Origin of the sequence: Marinobacter sp. (assembly GCF_048269445.1) — a bacterium.
GTDB lineage: Bacteria > Pseudomonadota > Gammaproteobacteria > Pseudomonadales > Oleiphilaceae > Marinobacter.
The window spans coordinates 46,841-62,367 of the sequence record NZ_JBLXIQ010000005.1 but is presented as its reverse complement, the minus strand read 5'-3'; the positions used below and the strand labels follow the sequence as shown (position 1 = coordinate 62,367).

The window sequence follows — 15,527 nt, the reverse complement described above, 5'->3', positions numbered from 1 at the left end:
CTTATGACTTCCGGCCCCGAAAACACGGATTCTGAACTATGGACTTTTTCCAGGCCCTTTTCCTTGGCCTCCTCCAGGGACTGACCGAATTCCTCCCCATATCCAGCTCTGCGCACCTTATCCTGACGCCGGTTTTTTTTGGCTGGGATGATCAGGGTGTGGGCTTCGATCTCTCGGTACACTTCGGCACCCTACTGGCCGTGGTGCTCTATTTCCGGGAGGACGTCTTCGGCATCGCCCGGGACGGGCTGATTTCCGTTAGCCGGCGCAAAATCGTCGGCCAGGGTGCTCTGGCCTGGTATCTGGTCATCGGCACCATCCCGGCGGGTCTGGCGGGGCTAGCTCTGCTGGACATGATCGACAATGAATTGCGGGCAGTGGAAGTCATCTTTTTCACTACCCTGTTCTTCGGCCTTTTGCTGGGCATCGCCGACTGGATACCCAAACGCCAACGCACCCTGGATAAACTCAACTGGAAAGACGCCCTCCTGGTCGGCATCGCCCAGGCCTTGGCCCTGGTGCCCGGGACCTCCCGCTCCGGCGTCACCATCACCGCCGGCCTTTTCCTGGGCATGACCCGGGAAACCGCCTCCCGGTTCTCCTTCCTGCTGGCCATTCCCATTATCGTGCTTGCATCTGCCGTGAAGCTGCTGGAAGTGGCGACCTCGGATGTGGTGGTTGACTGGAGCGGCTTCCTGATCGGCGGCGTAACCTCCTTCCTGATGGCCATAACCGCCATCCATTTCTTCCTGAAGTGGCTCAACAAGGTGGGAATGTGGCCATACGTGATTTACCGGGTGATTCTGACCATCGTCATCTATGTGTTCTTGATGCGCTAAACTCCTGTCTGAGGCAATCAAACTGTTCGGAGCGTGCGCATGCTAAGGTTTTTCAGGATTGTCGACGGGTTTATCAAGGAACTGACCATTCCAGAGGGGAATCCGACAGCGCTGCTGAGGCAAGCTGACTGGATCGACGCCTGCGAGCCGGACGACGATGAACGGAAGATACTCCAGAGACTTCTGGAAACCGATATCCCCGAGTTCGATGACGTCGAGGAGATTGAGGCTTCGGCACGTTGTTTCGTAGATCAGGCCGGCGTGCATGTTCATTCGCTCTTTCTGAACCTGGCCGAAGGTCGTCACAACACCGTCTCCGTCGCCTGCATACTGCAGAAAGACTGCCTGATTACGATCCGGGAAAGCGAGCTGGCGGATTTCCGCCTGTTGCGAATGCGGGCCCGCCGGGGGCAGGTGGAGGCCCGGGATCCGGCCGAAATGCTGGTCACTCTGCTGGAACAGAAGGTTGAAAACCACGCCGACGGCCTGGAAGACCTGCACCGACAGCTTGAAGATGTCAGTTATCTGGTGCTGGAAGATGAGGAAGCCGAACTGGACGAGGCGATCAATCGCCTGGCGCGCCTGGAAGACAGCAACGGCAAGACCCGGTTGTGCCTGATGGACACCCAGCGAAATATTTCCTTTCTGCTTCGCCACCTGCGCAACGAGAGCGAGCATCGGGAAACGCTCCGGGAAATCAATCGGGATATCGAAACCCTGATGTCCCACACCACCTTTCTGTTCGACAAGATCAACTTCCTGATGGATTCCACCCAGGGTTTCATCAACATCGAGCAGAACCAGATCATCAAGATCTTCTCGATTGCCGCGGTGGTGTTCCTGCCGCCCACGCTGATTGCCAGCATTTACGGCATGAACTTCGAACATATGCCGGAGCTGGAATGGATCGCGGGCTATCCGGCGGCAGTGGGCCTGATGGTACTGGCGGCGTTTGCGCCCTACTGGTATTTCAAGCGCAAGGGCTGGTTGTAACTCCCTGCCCCTGCGGCTCAGTTTCGCTCAGAACCACGATCGGACGGTCGAGCTCACATGAACAGAATCTTTAGCCCGATCAGCACAATCACCACCCCGCCGACAAATTCCGCTTTGCCCTCAAGGAAGGTGCCACTGCGGGTGCCGATGTAGACGCCAGCCACGCTGAACACCAATGTGGTCACACCAATGATCAGGCAAGCCAGCAAGGGCGCAACGTCCAGCAGGGTCAGGGCGAATCCGGCCGCCATGGCATCAATACTGGTGGCAATGGCCAGCATCAACATAACCCGATGGGTGATGATGGCGATGTCCTCCTCAACCCCTTCGGAAAATGCCTCATAAATCATCTTGCCACCGATCAGCGCCAGCAGGATGAACGCAATCCAGGGCGCGTAGGCCTCAACCCAGCCAAGAACACCCTTACCGCCCAGGTAGCCTATCAGTGGCATCAGGCCCTGGAACAACCCGAAATACAGCCCCGCCATGATGGCGAGCGATGACGTTTTTTTCTTGTGCTTGGACCCCAGACCAATCGATACCGCGAACGCATCCATACTGAGTGCCACAGCCAGCACCAACACTTCAATCATGCTCTTCAAGCTCCCGTTGCAAAAAGGGGGGGAATATATCTGTCAGCAGGCTTCCAGCGGCGCATAGGCCAGCACCAGCCATTTTGCACCCTCATCAAAGTTCACCTGCACCCGTGTGTGGTGCCCGGTTCCCTCTGAATTCAAAACAATACCCTCGCCAAACTTCGGGTGGCGCACGCGCTGGCCCAGGCTGAAGCCGGACTGCTGGGCCGAATCCTGACTGAACATGCTTTGGTTGGGGCGTTCAACCATGGCCGGGCGGGTTACGGTGTTGCGCAGGCGGACTTCCTGCAGGCAGTCCCCCGGGATTTCCCGCACGAAGCGGGACAGGGCGTTGAATTTCTCCTGGCCATACAGGCGACGGGATTCTGCATAAGTGAGCACCAGCTTTTTCATGGCCCGGGTAATGCCCACATAGGCCAGGCGGCGCTCTTCTTCCATGCGGCCGGGCTCTTCCAGGGACATGCCATGGGGGAACAGGCCTTCTTCCACGCCCGCCAGGAACACCAGCGGAAACTCCAGGCCCTTGGCGGAGTGCAGGGTCATCAGCTGGACACTGTCTTCATGATCTTCCGCCTGGGATTCGCCCGCGTCCAGGGCCGCCTGGGCGATGAATTCTGCAAGCGGGTCGACACCGTCTTCCACTTCGTAATCCGAGAGAGCATTAACCAGTTCTTCCAGGTTTTCCACCCGGGCCTGACCTTTCTCGCCTTTTTCGCTGGCGTGGTAATCCTTCAGGCCGCTTTTTTCGATGGTCTGTTTCATCAGGCCCTGCAGCGAAGCATCGCCCACCATTTCGGACAGCCCTTCGATGATGGCGATAAACGACTGCAGTCCGGTTTTGGCCCGGCCTTTCACCTGCCCGGCTTCCAGCAACCGTTCGGCGGACTCCCACAGGGAAATGCTCTGTTCCGTGGCGTATTCCCGTAGCTCTGCCAGGCTCTTGGCGCCGATTCCCCGGGGCGGCACGTTGACCACCCGCTCGAAGGCCGCGTCATCACGCCGGTACTGCACCAGTCGCAAGTACGCCAGCGCATTGCGGATTTCCTGGCGATCATAGAACCGCAGGCCGCCATAGACACGGTAAGGAATGCCCTGACGCATCAGGGATTCTTCCAGCACCCGGGACTGGGCGTTGGAGCGGTACAGGATTGCGGACTCACTGCGAAGGTTGCCGTCCTGCACCCAGGCGGAAATGCTGTCGGCGATGTAGTTGGCTTCGTCCTGCTCGTTGAAGGCCGCGTACAGGCTGATCGGCTCACCCTCCGGGCCGTCGGTCCACAGTTCCTTGCCGAGCCGGCCCTGGTTGTTGGCGATCACCGCGTTGGCGGCTTTCAGGATCATCTGGGTGGACCGGTAGTTCTGCTCCAGCCGCACCAGCCGGGCATTAGGGAAATCCCGCTGGTACTGCTGGATGTTCTCGACCTTGGCGCCTCGCCAGCCGTAGATGGACTGATCGTCGTCCCCCACCACCGTCATTGGCACCCGATTGCTGGCGAGCACCTGCAGCCAGGCGTATTGAATGGTGTTGGTGTCCTGGAACTCGTCCACCAGGATGTGCTGGAACCGGCTCTGGTAATGGGCCAGAAGTTCGGGGCGGTGCAGCCAAAGTTCGTGGGAGCGCAGCAGCAGTTCACCGAAATCCACCAGGCCACCCAGTTGGCAGAGTTTTTCGTACTGGCGATAGATTTTCAGCATGGTCGACAGGAAATGGTCGCCCGGATTCTCCTGTATATGATCCGCCCGCAACCCTTCGTCTTTCTGGCTGTTGATAAACCACTGGGCCTGCTTCGGCGGCCACTTGCTCTCGTCGATCTGGTTCTCCCGCATTACCCGCTTGATCAGCCGAAGCTGGTCGTCACTGTCCAGCACCTGGAAGTTCTCCGGCAGCCCGGCGTCCTGCCAGTGCGAGCGCAGCAGGCGGTGGGCAATGCCGTGAAAGGTACCGAACCAGAGGCCGCGGGCGGGAATCTGCATCATCTGCTCGATGCGGTAACGCATTTCCTTCGCGGCTTTATTGGTGAACGTCACCGCCAGGATGCCCGTGGGCGGAACCCGATCTACGGTCATCAACCAGGCGATCCGATGCACCAGAACCCGGGTTTTGCCACTACCGGCGCCGGCGAGCACGAGCAGATGGTCATTCTGGGCAGTGACAGCTTCGCGCTGAGCATCGTTCAACGGATCGATGATGTGAGAGACGTCCATAGAAAATCGGTTCGCTACTGGTTAAATAAACAGGTCTGAGAGTATAACAGGAGAAATGCGGGATTTCTTTTGGGCTTGGGTTAGCCCTTTTTTTGAGGGGAAAAGCACGAGGGTGGGCCGCTGTTCAGGACACGCTACGAGCACATCCATGTGCGCTTGGGTGTGGCCATCCATGGCCACAGACAGTCCTGAACAGCAGCCCGCCCCCGCGCTTATCTCGCTTTTGAGATAGCTTCTCTACTAAAAGCCTCTTGGCACTGTTTGAGCTTCTACAAACTCAAACAGACCTTCCAGGCCACCTTCCCGACCAATACCTGAGGCCTTCATGCCACCAAACGGCGCTTCCGGCGTCGGGCCGGTGCCGGTGTTCCAGCCACAATGGCCGAAGCGAAGTCCGGCAGCCACGCGCTGGGCGCGCTCGGCATCGTTCGTGAACACGTAGGAGGCCAGGCCAAACTCCGTATCGTTACCAGCTTCGATGACTTCTTCTTCCGTGCGGAACAGGGCCATAGGCACCAGCGGACCGAAGGTTTCCTCGCGGTAGCAGCACATATCGCGGTTAACGCCGCTGACCACGGTCGGCGGGAAGAACAGATCATCGCCGAGGTCTTCCGGTTTTTTGCCTGCCACAAGACTGGCGCCTTTCTCCAGTGCGTCCGCAACGTGGCGTTTTACCTTGTCGTAGCCGGCCTGGTTAATCAGCGGGCCGAGATCCACATCACCGTTGATGCCGTCGCCGATGGTCATCTTGTTCACCCGCTCGGCCAGTTTTTCACCGAAGGCATCGGCCACTTTCTCGTGAACGAAGATGCGGTTGGCACAGACGCAGGTCTGGCCGCCGCCGCGGAATTTGTTGGCGATCAGGTTGTCGGCAGCGGCGTCCAGGTCGGCGTCGTCGAAGACAATGAACGGCGCGTTGCCGCCCAGCTCGAGGGCCAGTTTCTTGACCTGTTCGGCGGTGTCGATGATCAGCTTGCGACCCACTTCGGTGGAGCCGGTGAAGCTGAGCATGGGCACGTCCGGGCTTTCGCACAGCACCTTGCCGATCACACTGGCCTTGCCCATGACAAGGTTCACCATGCCATCGGGCAGATCGGTGTGTTTGTCCATCAGGGTGAACAGGGCAATCATGGTCAGCGGTGTTTCGCTGGCCGGTTTGATCACCGACGGGCAACCTGCCGCCAGAGCGGCGGAGAGTTTCTTGGCGATCATGCCAATGGGGAAGTTCCAGGGCGTGATCAGGCCGGTAACGCCAACGGGCCGGTAGTGGACCGTCCAGGTGCAGTCCTTGGGCTTTTCCGGGATGGTATGAGCATCCAGAGCCTGAATGTGCTTGGAGCAGTAGTCGAAGAAGCCGGCGGCGTAATCCACTTCGCCCTGGGCTTCCTGCAGTGGTTTGCCGTGCTCCATGCAGAGAATCCGACCGACCTCTTCCTTATTGGCCTTGAGCGCATCCCGGATGTCTTCCAGCCATTTGCGGCGGGTCTCGATCGGGTAAGGGCTGGTCAGTTTCAGGGCCGACTTGCCGGCGGCCACGGCCGCCAGGATGTCCTGCTCCGGCATGGACGGCACTTGTGCGATGACTTTACCGGTGGCGGGATTGTAGACATCAAAGGTGTTGCCTTCGGCGTTGTCTGTCCAGCGACCGCCAATGTAGCCAGTCATCTTTTCCAACAGGGGGGACTCGATCATATTGGCTCCTTTTCGATATTTGGCGGCGTCCCTTGCGGGACGGCATTGCGTCAGTAGCTTATGTCTTTCATAGTGAGTGTTGTAGCGTAGCCTGTAAAGTCAAGGGTGGGCTATTGATCATCCTCCGACTGTGCCTATACTCGGAGAATCAGACACTCAAGAGGCCGGACAATGAAAGCATTTTTCCATCCCGCACAGGACCAGCACATTCCACAGACTTACTTTACCCGGGGTCAGATGCGTCAGCCCCAGGAAGTGCCTGACCGCACCGGGCAGATGCTGGATGGCCTGAGGGAAATGGGCGTTTCAGTGCTTCAGCCGGCGGATCAGGGCGGCGGCCCGATCTCGAAGGTTCACGACCTGGGTTACCTGCGCTTTCTGGAGTCGGCCCATCGCCGATGGAAGAAGATGGAGGACTGGGGTGACGAGGTAATCTCGAACATTTTTGTCCGTTCCCCCAATCACCTGACCGGCATTTTGGCCGAAGCCGCCCGTTACCAGGCCGATGGCAGCTGTCCGATTGGCGAACACACCTGGCATGCCGCTTACTGGTCTGCCCAGAGTGCCCTAGGTGCGGCCGACGCGCTGATTGCCGGTGACCGCACGTCCTACGCCGTGTGCCGCCCGCCCGGGCACCACGCGCGGAGAGATGCTGCAGGGGGCTTCTGCTACCTGAACAATGCCGCCATTGCTGCCGAACACATGAAATCCCGGTTCCCGAAGATCGTGATTCTCGATACCGACATGCACCACGGTCAGGGCATTCAGGAGATCTTCTACGATCGTAGCGACGTGCTTTATATTTCGATCCACGGCGACCCCACCAATTTCTACCCGGTGGTCACCGGCTTCGAGAACGAGCGGGGCGAAGGCGACGGTTTCGGTTACAACATCAACATGCCAATGCCCCATGGCTCATCCGAGGACGATTTCTTTGCCAAACTGGACGACGCCCTGGCCGCCATCAAACTGTTCCAGCCGGATGCGCTGATCCTTGCCCTCGGCTTTGATATCTACAAGGACGACCCCCAGGCCAAGGTGTCTGTAACGTCAGAAGGCTTCTGCAGACTCAGCACCCACGTGCGAAAGCTGGGGCTGCCGACGCTGGTGGTTCAGGAAGGGGGTTATGACCTGGACACCCTCAGTGAGAATGTCCAGCAGTTCTTCAAAGGTCTGGCGGGCTGAGGTTTCAGGCGGGCGCGTAAACTTTCACGTTTTCGTGCCCTTCGGCCTTCAGGTGCCCCGCATGCATGCGGCTCATGGTGCCTCGATCGCAGTACAGCAGATACTGTCGATTCCCCGGCAGGTCCGCCATCTGCTGGTTCAGTTCGTAGAACGGAATCTGCAGGATTTCGTTGTTGGTGAGCTCCAGCGGCGACTGTTCCCCCTCTGAGGGATGGCGGAGGTCAATAATCACGTCGTCGACCGCCGGCGTCTGCACCAATTCCACCTCCTCGGGCGTAACGGTCGTTTCCAGCAATCGGTTCACCGGGGTTTCCTCACGGGCTGCAATGGCATTCGCCAGAACGGCTGCGTCCATCTGGGCTTCGTCTTCTTCGACCCGGTGCAATTTGGCACGGGTTGTGGGCTTCTGGGATATTACGCCGCAGTATTCCGGCATGTTGCGGGCGTAGGATTCGGTGCCGATTTCCCGGGCGATGCGGATGATCGATTCCTTGTCCATGGACACCAGCGGACGCAGGACCACTTCGTCACTGGCCCGATCCACCACATTCAGGTTGCTCAGGGTCTGGCTGGATACCTGGGCCACCGCATCACCGGTCACCAGCCCCATGGCATTGTTCTTGCGGGCAATCTCCGCGGCGGCCATCAACATCTGCCGCTTCAGCACCACCCCCCAGTGGCGGTGACTGACCGAACGCATAATCTCGGCCACAACTCCCTCGAAAGGTACGGAAATGAACTTGGCACTGTGGGAGGCGCCGTACCGATCCCAGAGGTAATGCACGACCTGGCGCACGCCAACCTCGTGGGCGGTGCCGCCCAGATTGAAAAACAGGAAGTGGTTCCGCAGCCCCCGCCGCATCATCAAATAAGCCGCGACCGAGGAGTCGTAACCCCCGGAGATCAGGGTCAGCACATTCTCAACACTGCCCAGCGGATAACCACCCAGCCCCCGATGCTTGCGGTGGGCAATGTGATACTGGTCGCCCTGCACTTCGATGCGTACTTCCACCTGGGGTGACTTCAGATTAACGCCAGTGGCCCCCGAAGCCTGCATGAGTGCAGCGCCGACCATCCGCTCCAGATCGATTGAGCGGAAGCTGTGCTCGCCATGGCGACGGGCCCTCACCGCAAAGGTCTTGCCGTTCAGTCGCTCAGAGAAGGCCTCAACGGCTTTTTCGGCAACATCCTCAACACTGACAAGCGGAAACGCCGCGATTTCCTGGATGGTGGAGATACCCGGAATACGCAAAAGAGCCTCAACAACCGGGCCAGACAGGCTACGGCCATCCGGCACGTCCACGTCCACCCGGTCCCAGCTGCCTTCAACACGAATGTCCGAATCCACCCGGGCAAGCAGCTTGCGGATGTTCTGCCTCAGATGGCGCATCTGTTGGCGGCGGACGGGCTTGCTTTTAATGGCGACTTCCGGAGCGGGACGAATCAGCAGTTTCATAAATTGCAATTTTGTCGGGTGGCGTATGAAAGGGAACGCTCTTAGTGTAACGTTTTGCCTCTGTGCCTCAAAATCAGGCATTGCCGCAACACTCAGGAGCTTCACCGTTAATGCAGGAAATGACCATCAATGCCCTGGTCTCCCCCGAGGGCAGCCTTGAAATTCTTTCCAATCACGAGGTCAACCGGCTAAAGGACCGCAGCGAAGGTGGTCTCTACCGTTTGTTCCGCCAGTGCGCACTGGCGGTTCTGAACACCGGGATAGAAACCGATGACTGCAAGGCCCTAATGGAATCCCATGCGGATTTTGACGTTCGGCTGGTACCGCAACCGCGCGGCCTGAAGCTGGAGCTGATCAATGCCCCCGGCCACGCCTTTGTCGACGGCCAGATGCTCAGGGCAATCCGGGAGCACCTGTTTTCCGTGCTCAGGGATATTATCTACTCACACTCTATTCCCCAGTCGGCGGCCGGGTTTCGCCGGGACGATCCGGAAGATCTCACCAACCTGGTGTTTCATATCCTGCGCAATGCCCGGGTGCTCGAGGCTGGCCGCCAGCCGGACCTGGTGGTGTGCTGGGGTGGCCACTCCATCGGCCAGGCAGAGTACCAGTACAGCAAGGAAGTGGGCCATCAGTTGGGCCTGAGAGCCCTGAGCATCTGCACCGGTTGCGGACCCGGCGCCATGAAGGGCCCCATGAAAGGGGCCACCATCGGCCATGCCAAGCAACGGGTGAAAAACGGTCGCTATATCGGCATCACCGAGCCCGGCATCATTGGCGCAGAAGCGCCGAATCCCATCGTCAATGAGCTGGTGATCATGCCAGACATCGAGAAACGTCTGGAGGCGTTCGTCCGCTGCGGCCATGGTGTAATTGTGTTCCCGGGCGGTGTCGGCACCGCTGAGGAAATTCTCTACCTGCTGGGCATTCTGCTGCACCCGGACAACGTCGACTTGCCCTTCCCGGTGGTGTTTACCGGCGAGAAGGAGAATGCCGAATATTTCGAGATGATCGACAAGTTCATCCGCAACGCCCTGGGCGATGAAGCGGCCAGCAAGTACGAAATCATTATTGACGATCCGGTGCTTGTGGCGCAGACCATGAAAAAAGGCATGAAGGAGGTTGAAACCTTCCGTCGCGCCATGCAGGACGCCTATTATTTCAACTGGATGCTGAAAATCGATCCGGTGTTCCAGTTACCCTTCGAGCCGAATCACGACAACATGCGCGCTCTTGAGCTCCACCGGGACCAGCCAGTGCATCTGATTGCCGCCAATCTGCGCAAGGCCTTCAGCGGCATCGTTGCCGGCAATGTCAAGGAAGGAGGAATCCGTCAGGTTCAGGAGAAGGGGCCGTTTGAAATTGCCGGCGACCCGAGCCTGATCAAACCACTTGAAGCAATGCTGGAACAGTTTGTGGCGCAAAACCGGATGAAGTTGCCAGGCTCTTCGGCTTATCGACCCAGCTATCGAATTGTCAGCGGAGCGGCCTGAGCCGCAACGCTGACAGGAGGGCAGGTCGCTTACTTGCCGCCGTCTGCCGGCAGGCTGGCGAAGTATGCCGCCAGATTCGCAATATCCTCATCGCTGAGGGCTGCCGCCTGACCCTGCATAATGGCGGCCTGGCCACCAGAACGCTCCTTGTTTTTGTAAGCCTTCAGGGCTGCTACGAGGTATTGCTCGTTCTGGCCCGCCAGGTTCGGATAGGTGGGGATCTGTGCCAGACCGTTCTGGCCGTGGCATGCAGCGCAAACCGCTGCCTTGGCTTTGCCAGCGGCGACGTCTGCCGCGGAAACTACAGCAGGGACTGCCGTGCCAAACGCGAGAATTCCTGCAACAGCGTAGTGTTTCAGATTCATTGTCATTAACCTCTCATCATCATTTTCAGATTTTCGACCGGCATTGAAACCGGACAGTAAACTGACTGGAACTTATAGCATAGAGCCGAAGAACCTCAAATGCGATAGATCAAGGACTTCTCTTCGACGTTGGTCCTCTTTTCTGCCGTGGCTATTAAAGTGACAGTACGACTGATTCCGTGCCAAAGATTATTTTCATTTTCCGGAGATACCCTCGATGTCTATAGAGGCCCAGGAACTTGCCTGTCGGGAAGGCCACATCGGCCTGCTGACACTGAACTCGCCCGCCACCCTCAATGCGCTTTCCGAAAGCATGATTGAGCAGGCCCAGAGCACCCTGGATCGCTGGGCCAGGGACGACCGGATCTGCCTGGTTGTTCTGCAGGGCGCCGGTGACCGGGCGTTTTGTGCCGGCGGCGACGTCCGGGAACTCTATGGTGCGATCATTGATCCCGCCGATCCCGAAAAGCCGTCCCGCTTCTTCACCCGCGAATACCGGCTGGATTACAGCATTCACCGTTTCCCGAAGCCGGTGGTTGGCATTGCCCGGGGCGTGGTTATGGGGGGCGGCCTTGGCCTGTTTTCCGGCTGCCGTTATCGCCTGATTACCCCGGACATTACTCTGGCCATGCCGGAAATCGCCATTGGCCTGTTCCCGGACGTGGGTGCCAGCTGGTTTCTGAACCGGCTTCCCGGTCGGCTTGGCCTGTTCATGGGATTGACCGGTGCTCGCCTGAATGCCACCGACACCCTCCGCGTGGGCCTCGCCGATCTGGCAGTCCTGCCAAAGGACTGTGACACTCTGCTGGCGCGGCTGCAGGAAGAGCGTTGGACCGGCACGACCGCCGCCGATGACAATCGCCTGTTCCGGCTGCTCAACCAGATCCAGACCCCCAATTACCGGACGCTGCCCGCCAGCCAGCTCGAACAGCACGAGCAATACATCGCCCGGCTGAGTTCCGGCGACGAACTGCCAGAGATCGTCGATCAGCTCTTGTCGGCAGAGGTCGACAGTGAGTGGTGGAATACCTGCATGAATACCCTCAGGACTGGCTGCCCGGTGTCGGCATGGTTGGTGTGGACACAGCTAAAGAAAGCCCAGCAGATGTCACTCCGGGATATTTTCCGGATGGAGCTGGCAATGGCGTCAGAATGCACCCGCAGACCTGACCTTAAGGAGGGTATCCGGGCCCTGGCCATCGACAAGGACCGCAACCCCCGATGGACCTATGAGCGGGTTTCGGATGTACCGGAGGCAGTGGTTTCAGCCCATTTCATGCCGGAATGGACCGATGAAAACGATCCAATGAGGCTGGAATAGCTACGCGGCATAAAGCTAGAGTGTAGCGCCTGCCTGTACCAGCAACATCTCCAGATCCCGGTGGTTGGTGGTGCGGGCCATGTCCAGCGCTGTCTTACCGCTATCAGCCCGGTAATTCACATCGGCGCCGGCGGCCAACAACATTTCAGCGGTCAGCAAGTCACCGCTGGCGACGATCTTCATGAGCAGCGATTCTCCGCCCTGGCTGACATTGACGTTGGCGCCGGCCGACAGCAACACCTTGACCACAGACAGATGCCCGTTTTCGGCGGCGCGCATCACCGGCGTAAAGCCGTCACGGTCGCGAGTGTTCACATTGGCACCGGCCGACAGTAACAACTGTACACGCCTTTTTTCGCCATCGCCGGCGGCCGAAGCAAGAAGTGCATCAGCTTCGGCCAAGGCCTGCGGGGTGAGTTTTACCGGCCGGCTCTGGGACGCACAGGCAGACAGAAAAGTGAGCAGAACAAACAAGATCAGCAAAGAACGGGGAGAGCCGGTTCCCTTGGCCATAACAAACAGTCTCTGAGGAAGGATACGTGGACCTATTCTGGTCAGGCGCCGCCAGGAATTAAATCGAGCGGATCACAACTCGGGCCCCTTTTCCAGAAGATCGCGAACCAGTTGGCGTAACCGGTCTTCGCCATCCTTTTGGCCCAGGCAAAGCTTCTCAGCCTGAAGCGAGGGCCATGACCTACCCTGAAGCACCGCGCGACACCACAAAGCCAGCGATTCCTGATCGCCCAGCCACACCATGACCCCCGGTGCCCGGCTCAGATCCCGTAACACAGGAACCGTCACCTGGAAGCCCCGGTGGCCGTTGGCAAAATGGTGCAAGTCCCTCAGGTCGTCGTTATCGGGCACCGGACCCGGTGGCAGATCGGCGGTAATGCCGGCCAGCAACCGTGGTTCAAGCTCCGGCCAGTTCGCCGGCACCAGCGTCAGCCAGTGGTCGGCCAGCCGATTGCGTATGCGCTCGGCCAGACCCGAACCTGCCTGACTGAGGCCCCTTAACATCTGCAACGGGTACTCACCGCTGGAAGCCTCCTGCTGCAGGCCGGCTCGCACCACCTTCAAGCCGCAGCTCTGCCAGAAGGCGAGTAAATCGGCGCTGCCGCCAAAACTGGTGCCGAGATAATCCAGTCCCTGGTCGCTGGCAAAAGCCCGTGCTGCCTCCACCAGACGGTTCCCGATACCCAACCGCCTCGACTGGTCCGCAACCGCGATACGGACTACCCGAAGGCATTCCAGGGAGGCTGCTTGGGGATAACCGCTGTGGCTGGCCAGCGACTGGGGTATCAAATGGCCCCTGATTCGGCGGGTACCGAGGCTGACTTGCTCTGCCAGTGCCGGTTCAAGCCCGCCTTCCTGTGCACACCAGAGCACACCGACCGTCCGGTCGCCGATCCGGGCACGCCAGCTACGGGCGGTCGGGTCGTCCATCCATTGCCGAAGGTCGGCAGGCGTAGTCCGGTAATGGGCATCCACCAGCAGACCGAAGGCCTCAGAAAGATCGGAATCATCTGCCTCTGACGGTTGCCAGGGTTCGATGATCAATTCCTCGGACGGGTCGGCGAGTTGCAAGGATTCGCCTTTACCGTCCGCCGCCAGCATGAACAATTGCGAGATCAGGGCGTCCAGGGGATCGTGCTCGGCCCAGCGCACGGGCTCGATCAGGTTCAGGGACTGCCAGTGCGGCGTTGACTGGTCCAGTACCTGGCGGAAGCGGATGGCAAAGCCACGGCCGGCGCCCTCATAACCGTGAACCGTGGTAGAGAACGCCACCCGGGGCCAGCCCAGAAGAACGGCCTTGAGCAGGGGCGCGGGAATGGCAGCAGCCTCATCCACCATGACCACCTCGGCCTCCGGGCGCGAAGCCAGCAGCGTCCGGATCGGGAGGTACCTGAGGCGCCCACCGTCGCGAGTCGTCAATTCCCCGGATCGGGCGCTGGCCAACTGATTCCCCAGTGCGTCGCGGGCATGTCGGAACAGGGTTTCCACGTTCTGTTCCGAGGGGGCAGAAACAACAATGTCCTGTCTGCCTTGTTGCAGCAATTCTGCTGCTGCCATGCCCAGGGCCGCGGATTTCCCTCGGCCCCGGTCCGCAGTCACCACCACCGGTCGGCGTCGGCGGCCTAGGCCAAAGCGAACCAGGCGCTGGACCAGTTGTTCCTGATCAGAGGTGGCTTTAATGGTAAAAGCGGTTTCCGGGATGGTGAGGGAGGGTAAAGGTGAGGAGAGCGCACCATTCGGGGTGATCCGGATCACCCCCTCGTGGTCTCCCAGAATGCGGGCCATTCGGCCAGCAAAGGGATGTTCGCCATCATGGTCAAGACCGGTTCTGGAATAATCCGGATCAAAAAAACGGCGCCACTGCTCAAGCGGAGGCATCAGCCAGAACAGTAAGCCGCCAGCGGTAAGTGCTCCGGAAAGCGCGGCGAAGGTATCCGGCGGATTGCCCTGCCAGCCGTCCCAGACAATCACCGGGAGTTCACGGCCGAGCCACTTTCGGGCGGCTGATGGCGCAAGCGGGGTCAGGCGATGGTCAGGCGTATCCGCAGCCGGTCCAGTCCAGACGCCGGCCCGGAAGTCCAGACCGGGCAGCAAGCTCGCCAGCCACTGAATCGCCGTATCACGTGTACCTTCGAGTAAAACAAGCCGGCGCTCGCCGTTGGCAGCGAGGGTTTGCTGGAGGTCACGCCAGGGTTTTGTGTCCGGCGCGTTGTTGTTGCCGACATGGTTCATCAGCTGAGGTCGGTACCCTGCGCCTTGAGGTCGTCGAGGGCGCACTTTTCGAGGGCGGCCTGGTGGGTGGCCCGCAACCGTACTCTTGGCGCGCAGCCAGCGTCGAAGGCTTCCTGCCAGCGGGCGGCGCACAGGCACCAGCTGTCTCCGGCTTTGAGGCCGTCAAAGCCGAATTCGGGCCTTGGGGTGCTGAGGTCATTGCCCTGGGCTTTGGAGTATTCGAGGAACTGGTCGGTGACGACGACGCAGACGGCGTGCAGGCCGAAGTCATCGGGGCCTACGTTGCAGCAGCCATCGCGGTAGAAGCCGGTAATCGGGTCTTTGCCGCAGGTTTCCAGTTTTTCGCCCAGTACGTTTACGGATTCTGACATTTCCATCTTTATTTAGGCCTTCTGGCTTGGGAGTTAGCGGGGCTTGGCGGGCAGCCAATTGGTGAGCGGCCTTCCAAAACACGCTCCTTGCGGCACCCCTCCGGGGTCCAGCCTGCAATCATAGATTGCAGTCGTTCGGCTGTCGCATGAAGCTTCGCTTCATAAACGCTCGGTCTCACCCATGTGACGCTTGGGCTCCGCCATCCATGGCTGCGCACAGTTTTGGAAGGCCGCTCACCAACTGGCTGTCATACCTGTGAGTTAAC

The 15,527-nt window shown here is 59.5% G+C and carries 13 protein-coding genes; 5 read left to right on the top strand and 8 right to left on the bottom strand.

Translation table 11 applies throughout. From position 1 onward, the window contains the following. Positions 1–38: 38 nt before the first annotated feature. Positions 39–839 (top strand): undecaprenyl-diphosphate phosphatase, encoded by an 801-nt coding sequence (locus tag ACN0XM_RS11815; RefSeq protein WP_417567144.1) that lies wholly within the window; start codon positions 39–41, stop codon positions 837–839. Positions 840–878: 39 nt separating this feature from the next. After that, complete coding sequence (gene corA / locus ACN0XM_RS11810) at positions 879–1,832, top strand: magnesium/cobalt transporter CorA (protein ID WP_417567143.1); 954 nt, start codon at positions 879–881, stop codon at positions 1,830–1,832. 53 nt (positions 1,833–1,885) lie between these two features. Here the strand turns inward: corA and ACN0XM_RS11805 are convergent, their stop codons facing one another. The 3 genes from ACN0XM_RS11805 to ACN0XM_RS11795 all read right to left on the bottom strand — a co-directional run bounded on the left by ACN0XM_RS11805 (position 1,886) and on the right by ACN0XM_RS11795 (position 6,325). Further along, on the bottom strand, positions 1,886–2,425 hold the full coding sequence (locus tag ACN0XM_RS11805) for a manganese efflux pump MntP family protein (RefSeq protein WP_417567142.1): 540 nt from the start codon (positions 2,423–2,425) through the stop codon (positions 1,886–1,888). Between the two features lie 42 nt (positions 2,426–2,467). Then, complete coding sequence (gene uvrD / locus ACN0XM_RS11800; RefSeq protein WP_417567141.1) at positions 2,468–4,633, bottom strand: DNA helicase II; 2,166 nt, start codon at positions 4,631–4,633, stop codon at positions 2,468–2,470. A gap of 240 nt (positions 4,634–4,873) precedes the next feature. Then, entirely contained in the window at positions 4,874–6,325 is a 1,452-nt protein-coding gene (locus ACN0XM_RS11795) for an NAD-dependent succinate-semialdehyde dehydrogenase (protein WP_417567140.1), read from the bottom strand. 171 nt (positions 6,326–6,496) lie between these two features. Here ACN0XM_RS11795 and ACN0XM_RS11790 point away from each other — a divergent pair, with 171 nt between their 5' ends. Next, positions 6,497–7,510 (top strand): histone deacetylase family protein, encoded by a 1,014-nt coding sequence (locus ACN0XM_RS11790; RefSeq protein ID WP_417567139.1) that lies wholly within the window; start codon positions 6,497–6,499, stop codon positions 7,508–7,510. Positions 7,511–7,514: 4 nt separating this feature from the next. Here ACN0XM_RS11790 and thiI read toward each other — a convergent pair whose 3' ends face one another. Then, positions 7,515–8,966, bottom strand: coding sequence for a tRNA uracil 4-sulfurtransferase ThiI (gene thiI / locus ACN0XM_RS11785; protein ID WP_417567138.1), 1,452 nt, complete (start codon positions 8,964–8,966; stop codon positions 7,515–7,517). Between the two features lie 110 nt (positions 8,967–9,076). Here thiI and ppnN point away from each other — a divergent pair, with 110 nt between their 5' ends. Continuing rightward, positions 9,077–10,459 carry a nucleotide 5'-monophosphate nucleosidase PpnN gene (gene ppnN, locus ACN0XM_RS11780; RefSeq protein ID WP_417567137.1) on the top strand — a complete coding sequence of 461 codons (1,383 nt, stop codon included), beginning with the start codon at positions 9,077–9,079 and terminating at the stop codon, positions 10,457–10,459. 29 nt (positions 10,460–10,488) lie between these two features. Here the strand turns inward: ppnN and ACN0XM_RS11775 are convergent, their stop codons facing one another. After that, positions 10,489–10,824, bottom strand: coding sequence for a c-type cytochrome (locus ACN0XM_RS11775; protein ID WP_417567412.1), 336 nt, complete (start codon positions 10,822–10,824; stop codon positions 10,489–10,491). Positions 10,825–11,041: 217 nt separating this feature from the next. Between ACN0XM_RS11775 and ACN0XM_RS11770 the strand changes: the two genes are divergently transcribed. Then, on the top strand, positions 11,042–12,145 hold the full coding sequence (locus tag ACN0XM_RS11770; protein WP_417567136.1) for an enoyl-CoA hydratase/isomerase family protein: 1,104 nt from the start codon (positions 11,042–11,044) through the stop codon (positions 12,143–12,145). 15 nt (positions 12,146–12,160) lie between these two features. On the opposite strand, the gene ACN0XM_RS11765 is transcribed toward ACN0XM_RS11770, so the two are convergent. The 3 genes from ACN0XM_RS11765 to ACN0XM_RS11755 form a co-directional block, all read right to left on the bottom strand. After that, positions 12,161–12,658, bottom strand: coding sequence for an ankyrin repeat domain-containing protein (locus ACN0XM_RS11765; protein ID WP_417567135.1), 498 nt, complete (start codon positions 12,656–12,658; stop codon positions 12,161–12,163). A 72-nt stretch (positions 12,659–12,730) separates the two neighbouring features. Then, positions 12,731–14,890, bottom strand: coding sequence for a tRNA(Met) cytidine acetyltransferase TmcA (locus tag ACN0XM_RS11760; protein ID WP_417567134.1), 2,160 nt, complete (start codon positions 14,888–14,890; stop codon positions 12,731–12,733). Continuing rightward, the gene (locus ACN0XM_RS11755) at positions 14,890–15,267 is read right to left on the bottom strand and encodes a DUF2237 family protein (RefSeq protein ID WP_417567133.1); all 378 of its coding nucleotides are present in this window, start codon (positions 15,265–15,267) and stop codon (positions 14,890–14,892) included. The genes ACN0XM_RS11760 and ACN0XM_RS11755 overlap by 1 nt, the downstream gene beginning before the upstream one ends. Between the last annotated feature and the right edge of the window lie 260 nt (positions 15,268–15,527).

Coding starts and splice junctions, on each gene's coding strand:
- uvrD (WP_417567141.1), bottom strand. CDS start 4,633: ATGGACGTCTCTCACATCATCGATCCGTTGAACGATGCTCAGCGCGAA.
- ACN0XM_RS11770 (WP_417567136.1), top strand. CDS start 11,042: ATGTCTATAGAGGCCCAGGAACTTGCCTGTCGGGAAGGCCACATCGGC.
- ACN0XM_RS11805 (WP_417567142.1), bottom strand. CDS start 2,425: ATGATTGAAGTGTTGGTGCTGGCTGTGGCACTCAGTATGGATGCGTTC.
- thiI (WP_417567138.1), bottom strand. CDS start 8,966: ATGAAACTGCTGATTCGTCCCGCTCCGGAAGTCGCCATTAAAAGCAAG.
- ppnN (WP_417567137.1), top strand. CDS start 9,077: ATGCAGGAAATGACCATCAATGCCCTGGTCTCCCCCGAGGGCAGCCTT.
- ACN0XM_RS11790 (WP_417567139.1), top strand. CDS start 6,497: ATGAAAGCATTTTTCCATCCCGCACAGGACCAGCACATTCCACAGACT.
- ACN0XM_RS11775 (WP_417567412.1), bottom strand. CDS start 10,824: ATGAATCTGAAACACTACGCTGTTGCAGGAATTCTCGCGTTTGGCACG.
- ACN0XM_RS11765 (WP_417567135.1), bottom strand. CDS start 12,658: ATGGCCAAGGGAACCGGCTCTCCCCGTTCTTTGCTGATCTTGTTTGTT.
- ACN0XM_RS11815 (WP_417567144.1), top strand. CDS start 39: ATGGACTTTTTCCAGGCCCTTTTCCTTGGCCTCCTCCAGGGACTGACC.
- ACN0XM_RS11795 (WP_417567140.1), bottom strand. CDS start 6,325: ATGATCGAGTCCCCCCTGTTGGAAAAGATGACTGGCTACATTGGCGGT.
- corA (WP_417567143.1), top strand. CDS start 879: ATGCTAAGGTTTTTCAGGATTGTCGACGGGTTTATCAAGGAACTGACC.
- ACN0XM_RS11755 (WP_417567133.1), bottom strand. CDS start 15,267: ATGGAAATGTCAGAATCCGTAAACGTACTGGGCGAAAAACTGGAAACC.
- ACN0XM_RS11760 (WP_417567134.1), bottom strand. CDS start 14,890: ATGAACCATGTCGGCAACAACAACGCGCCGGACACAAAACCCTGGCGT.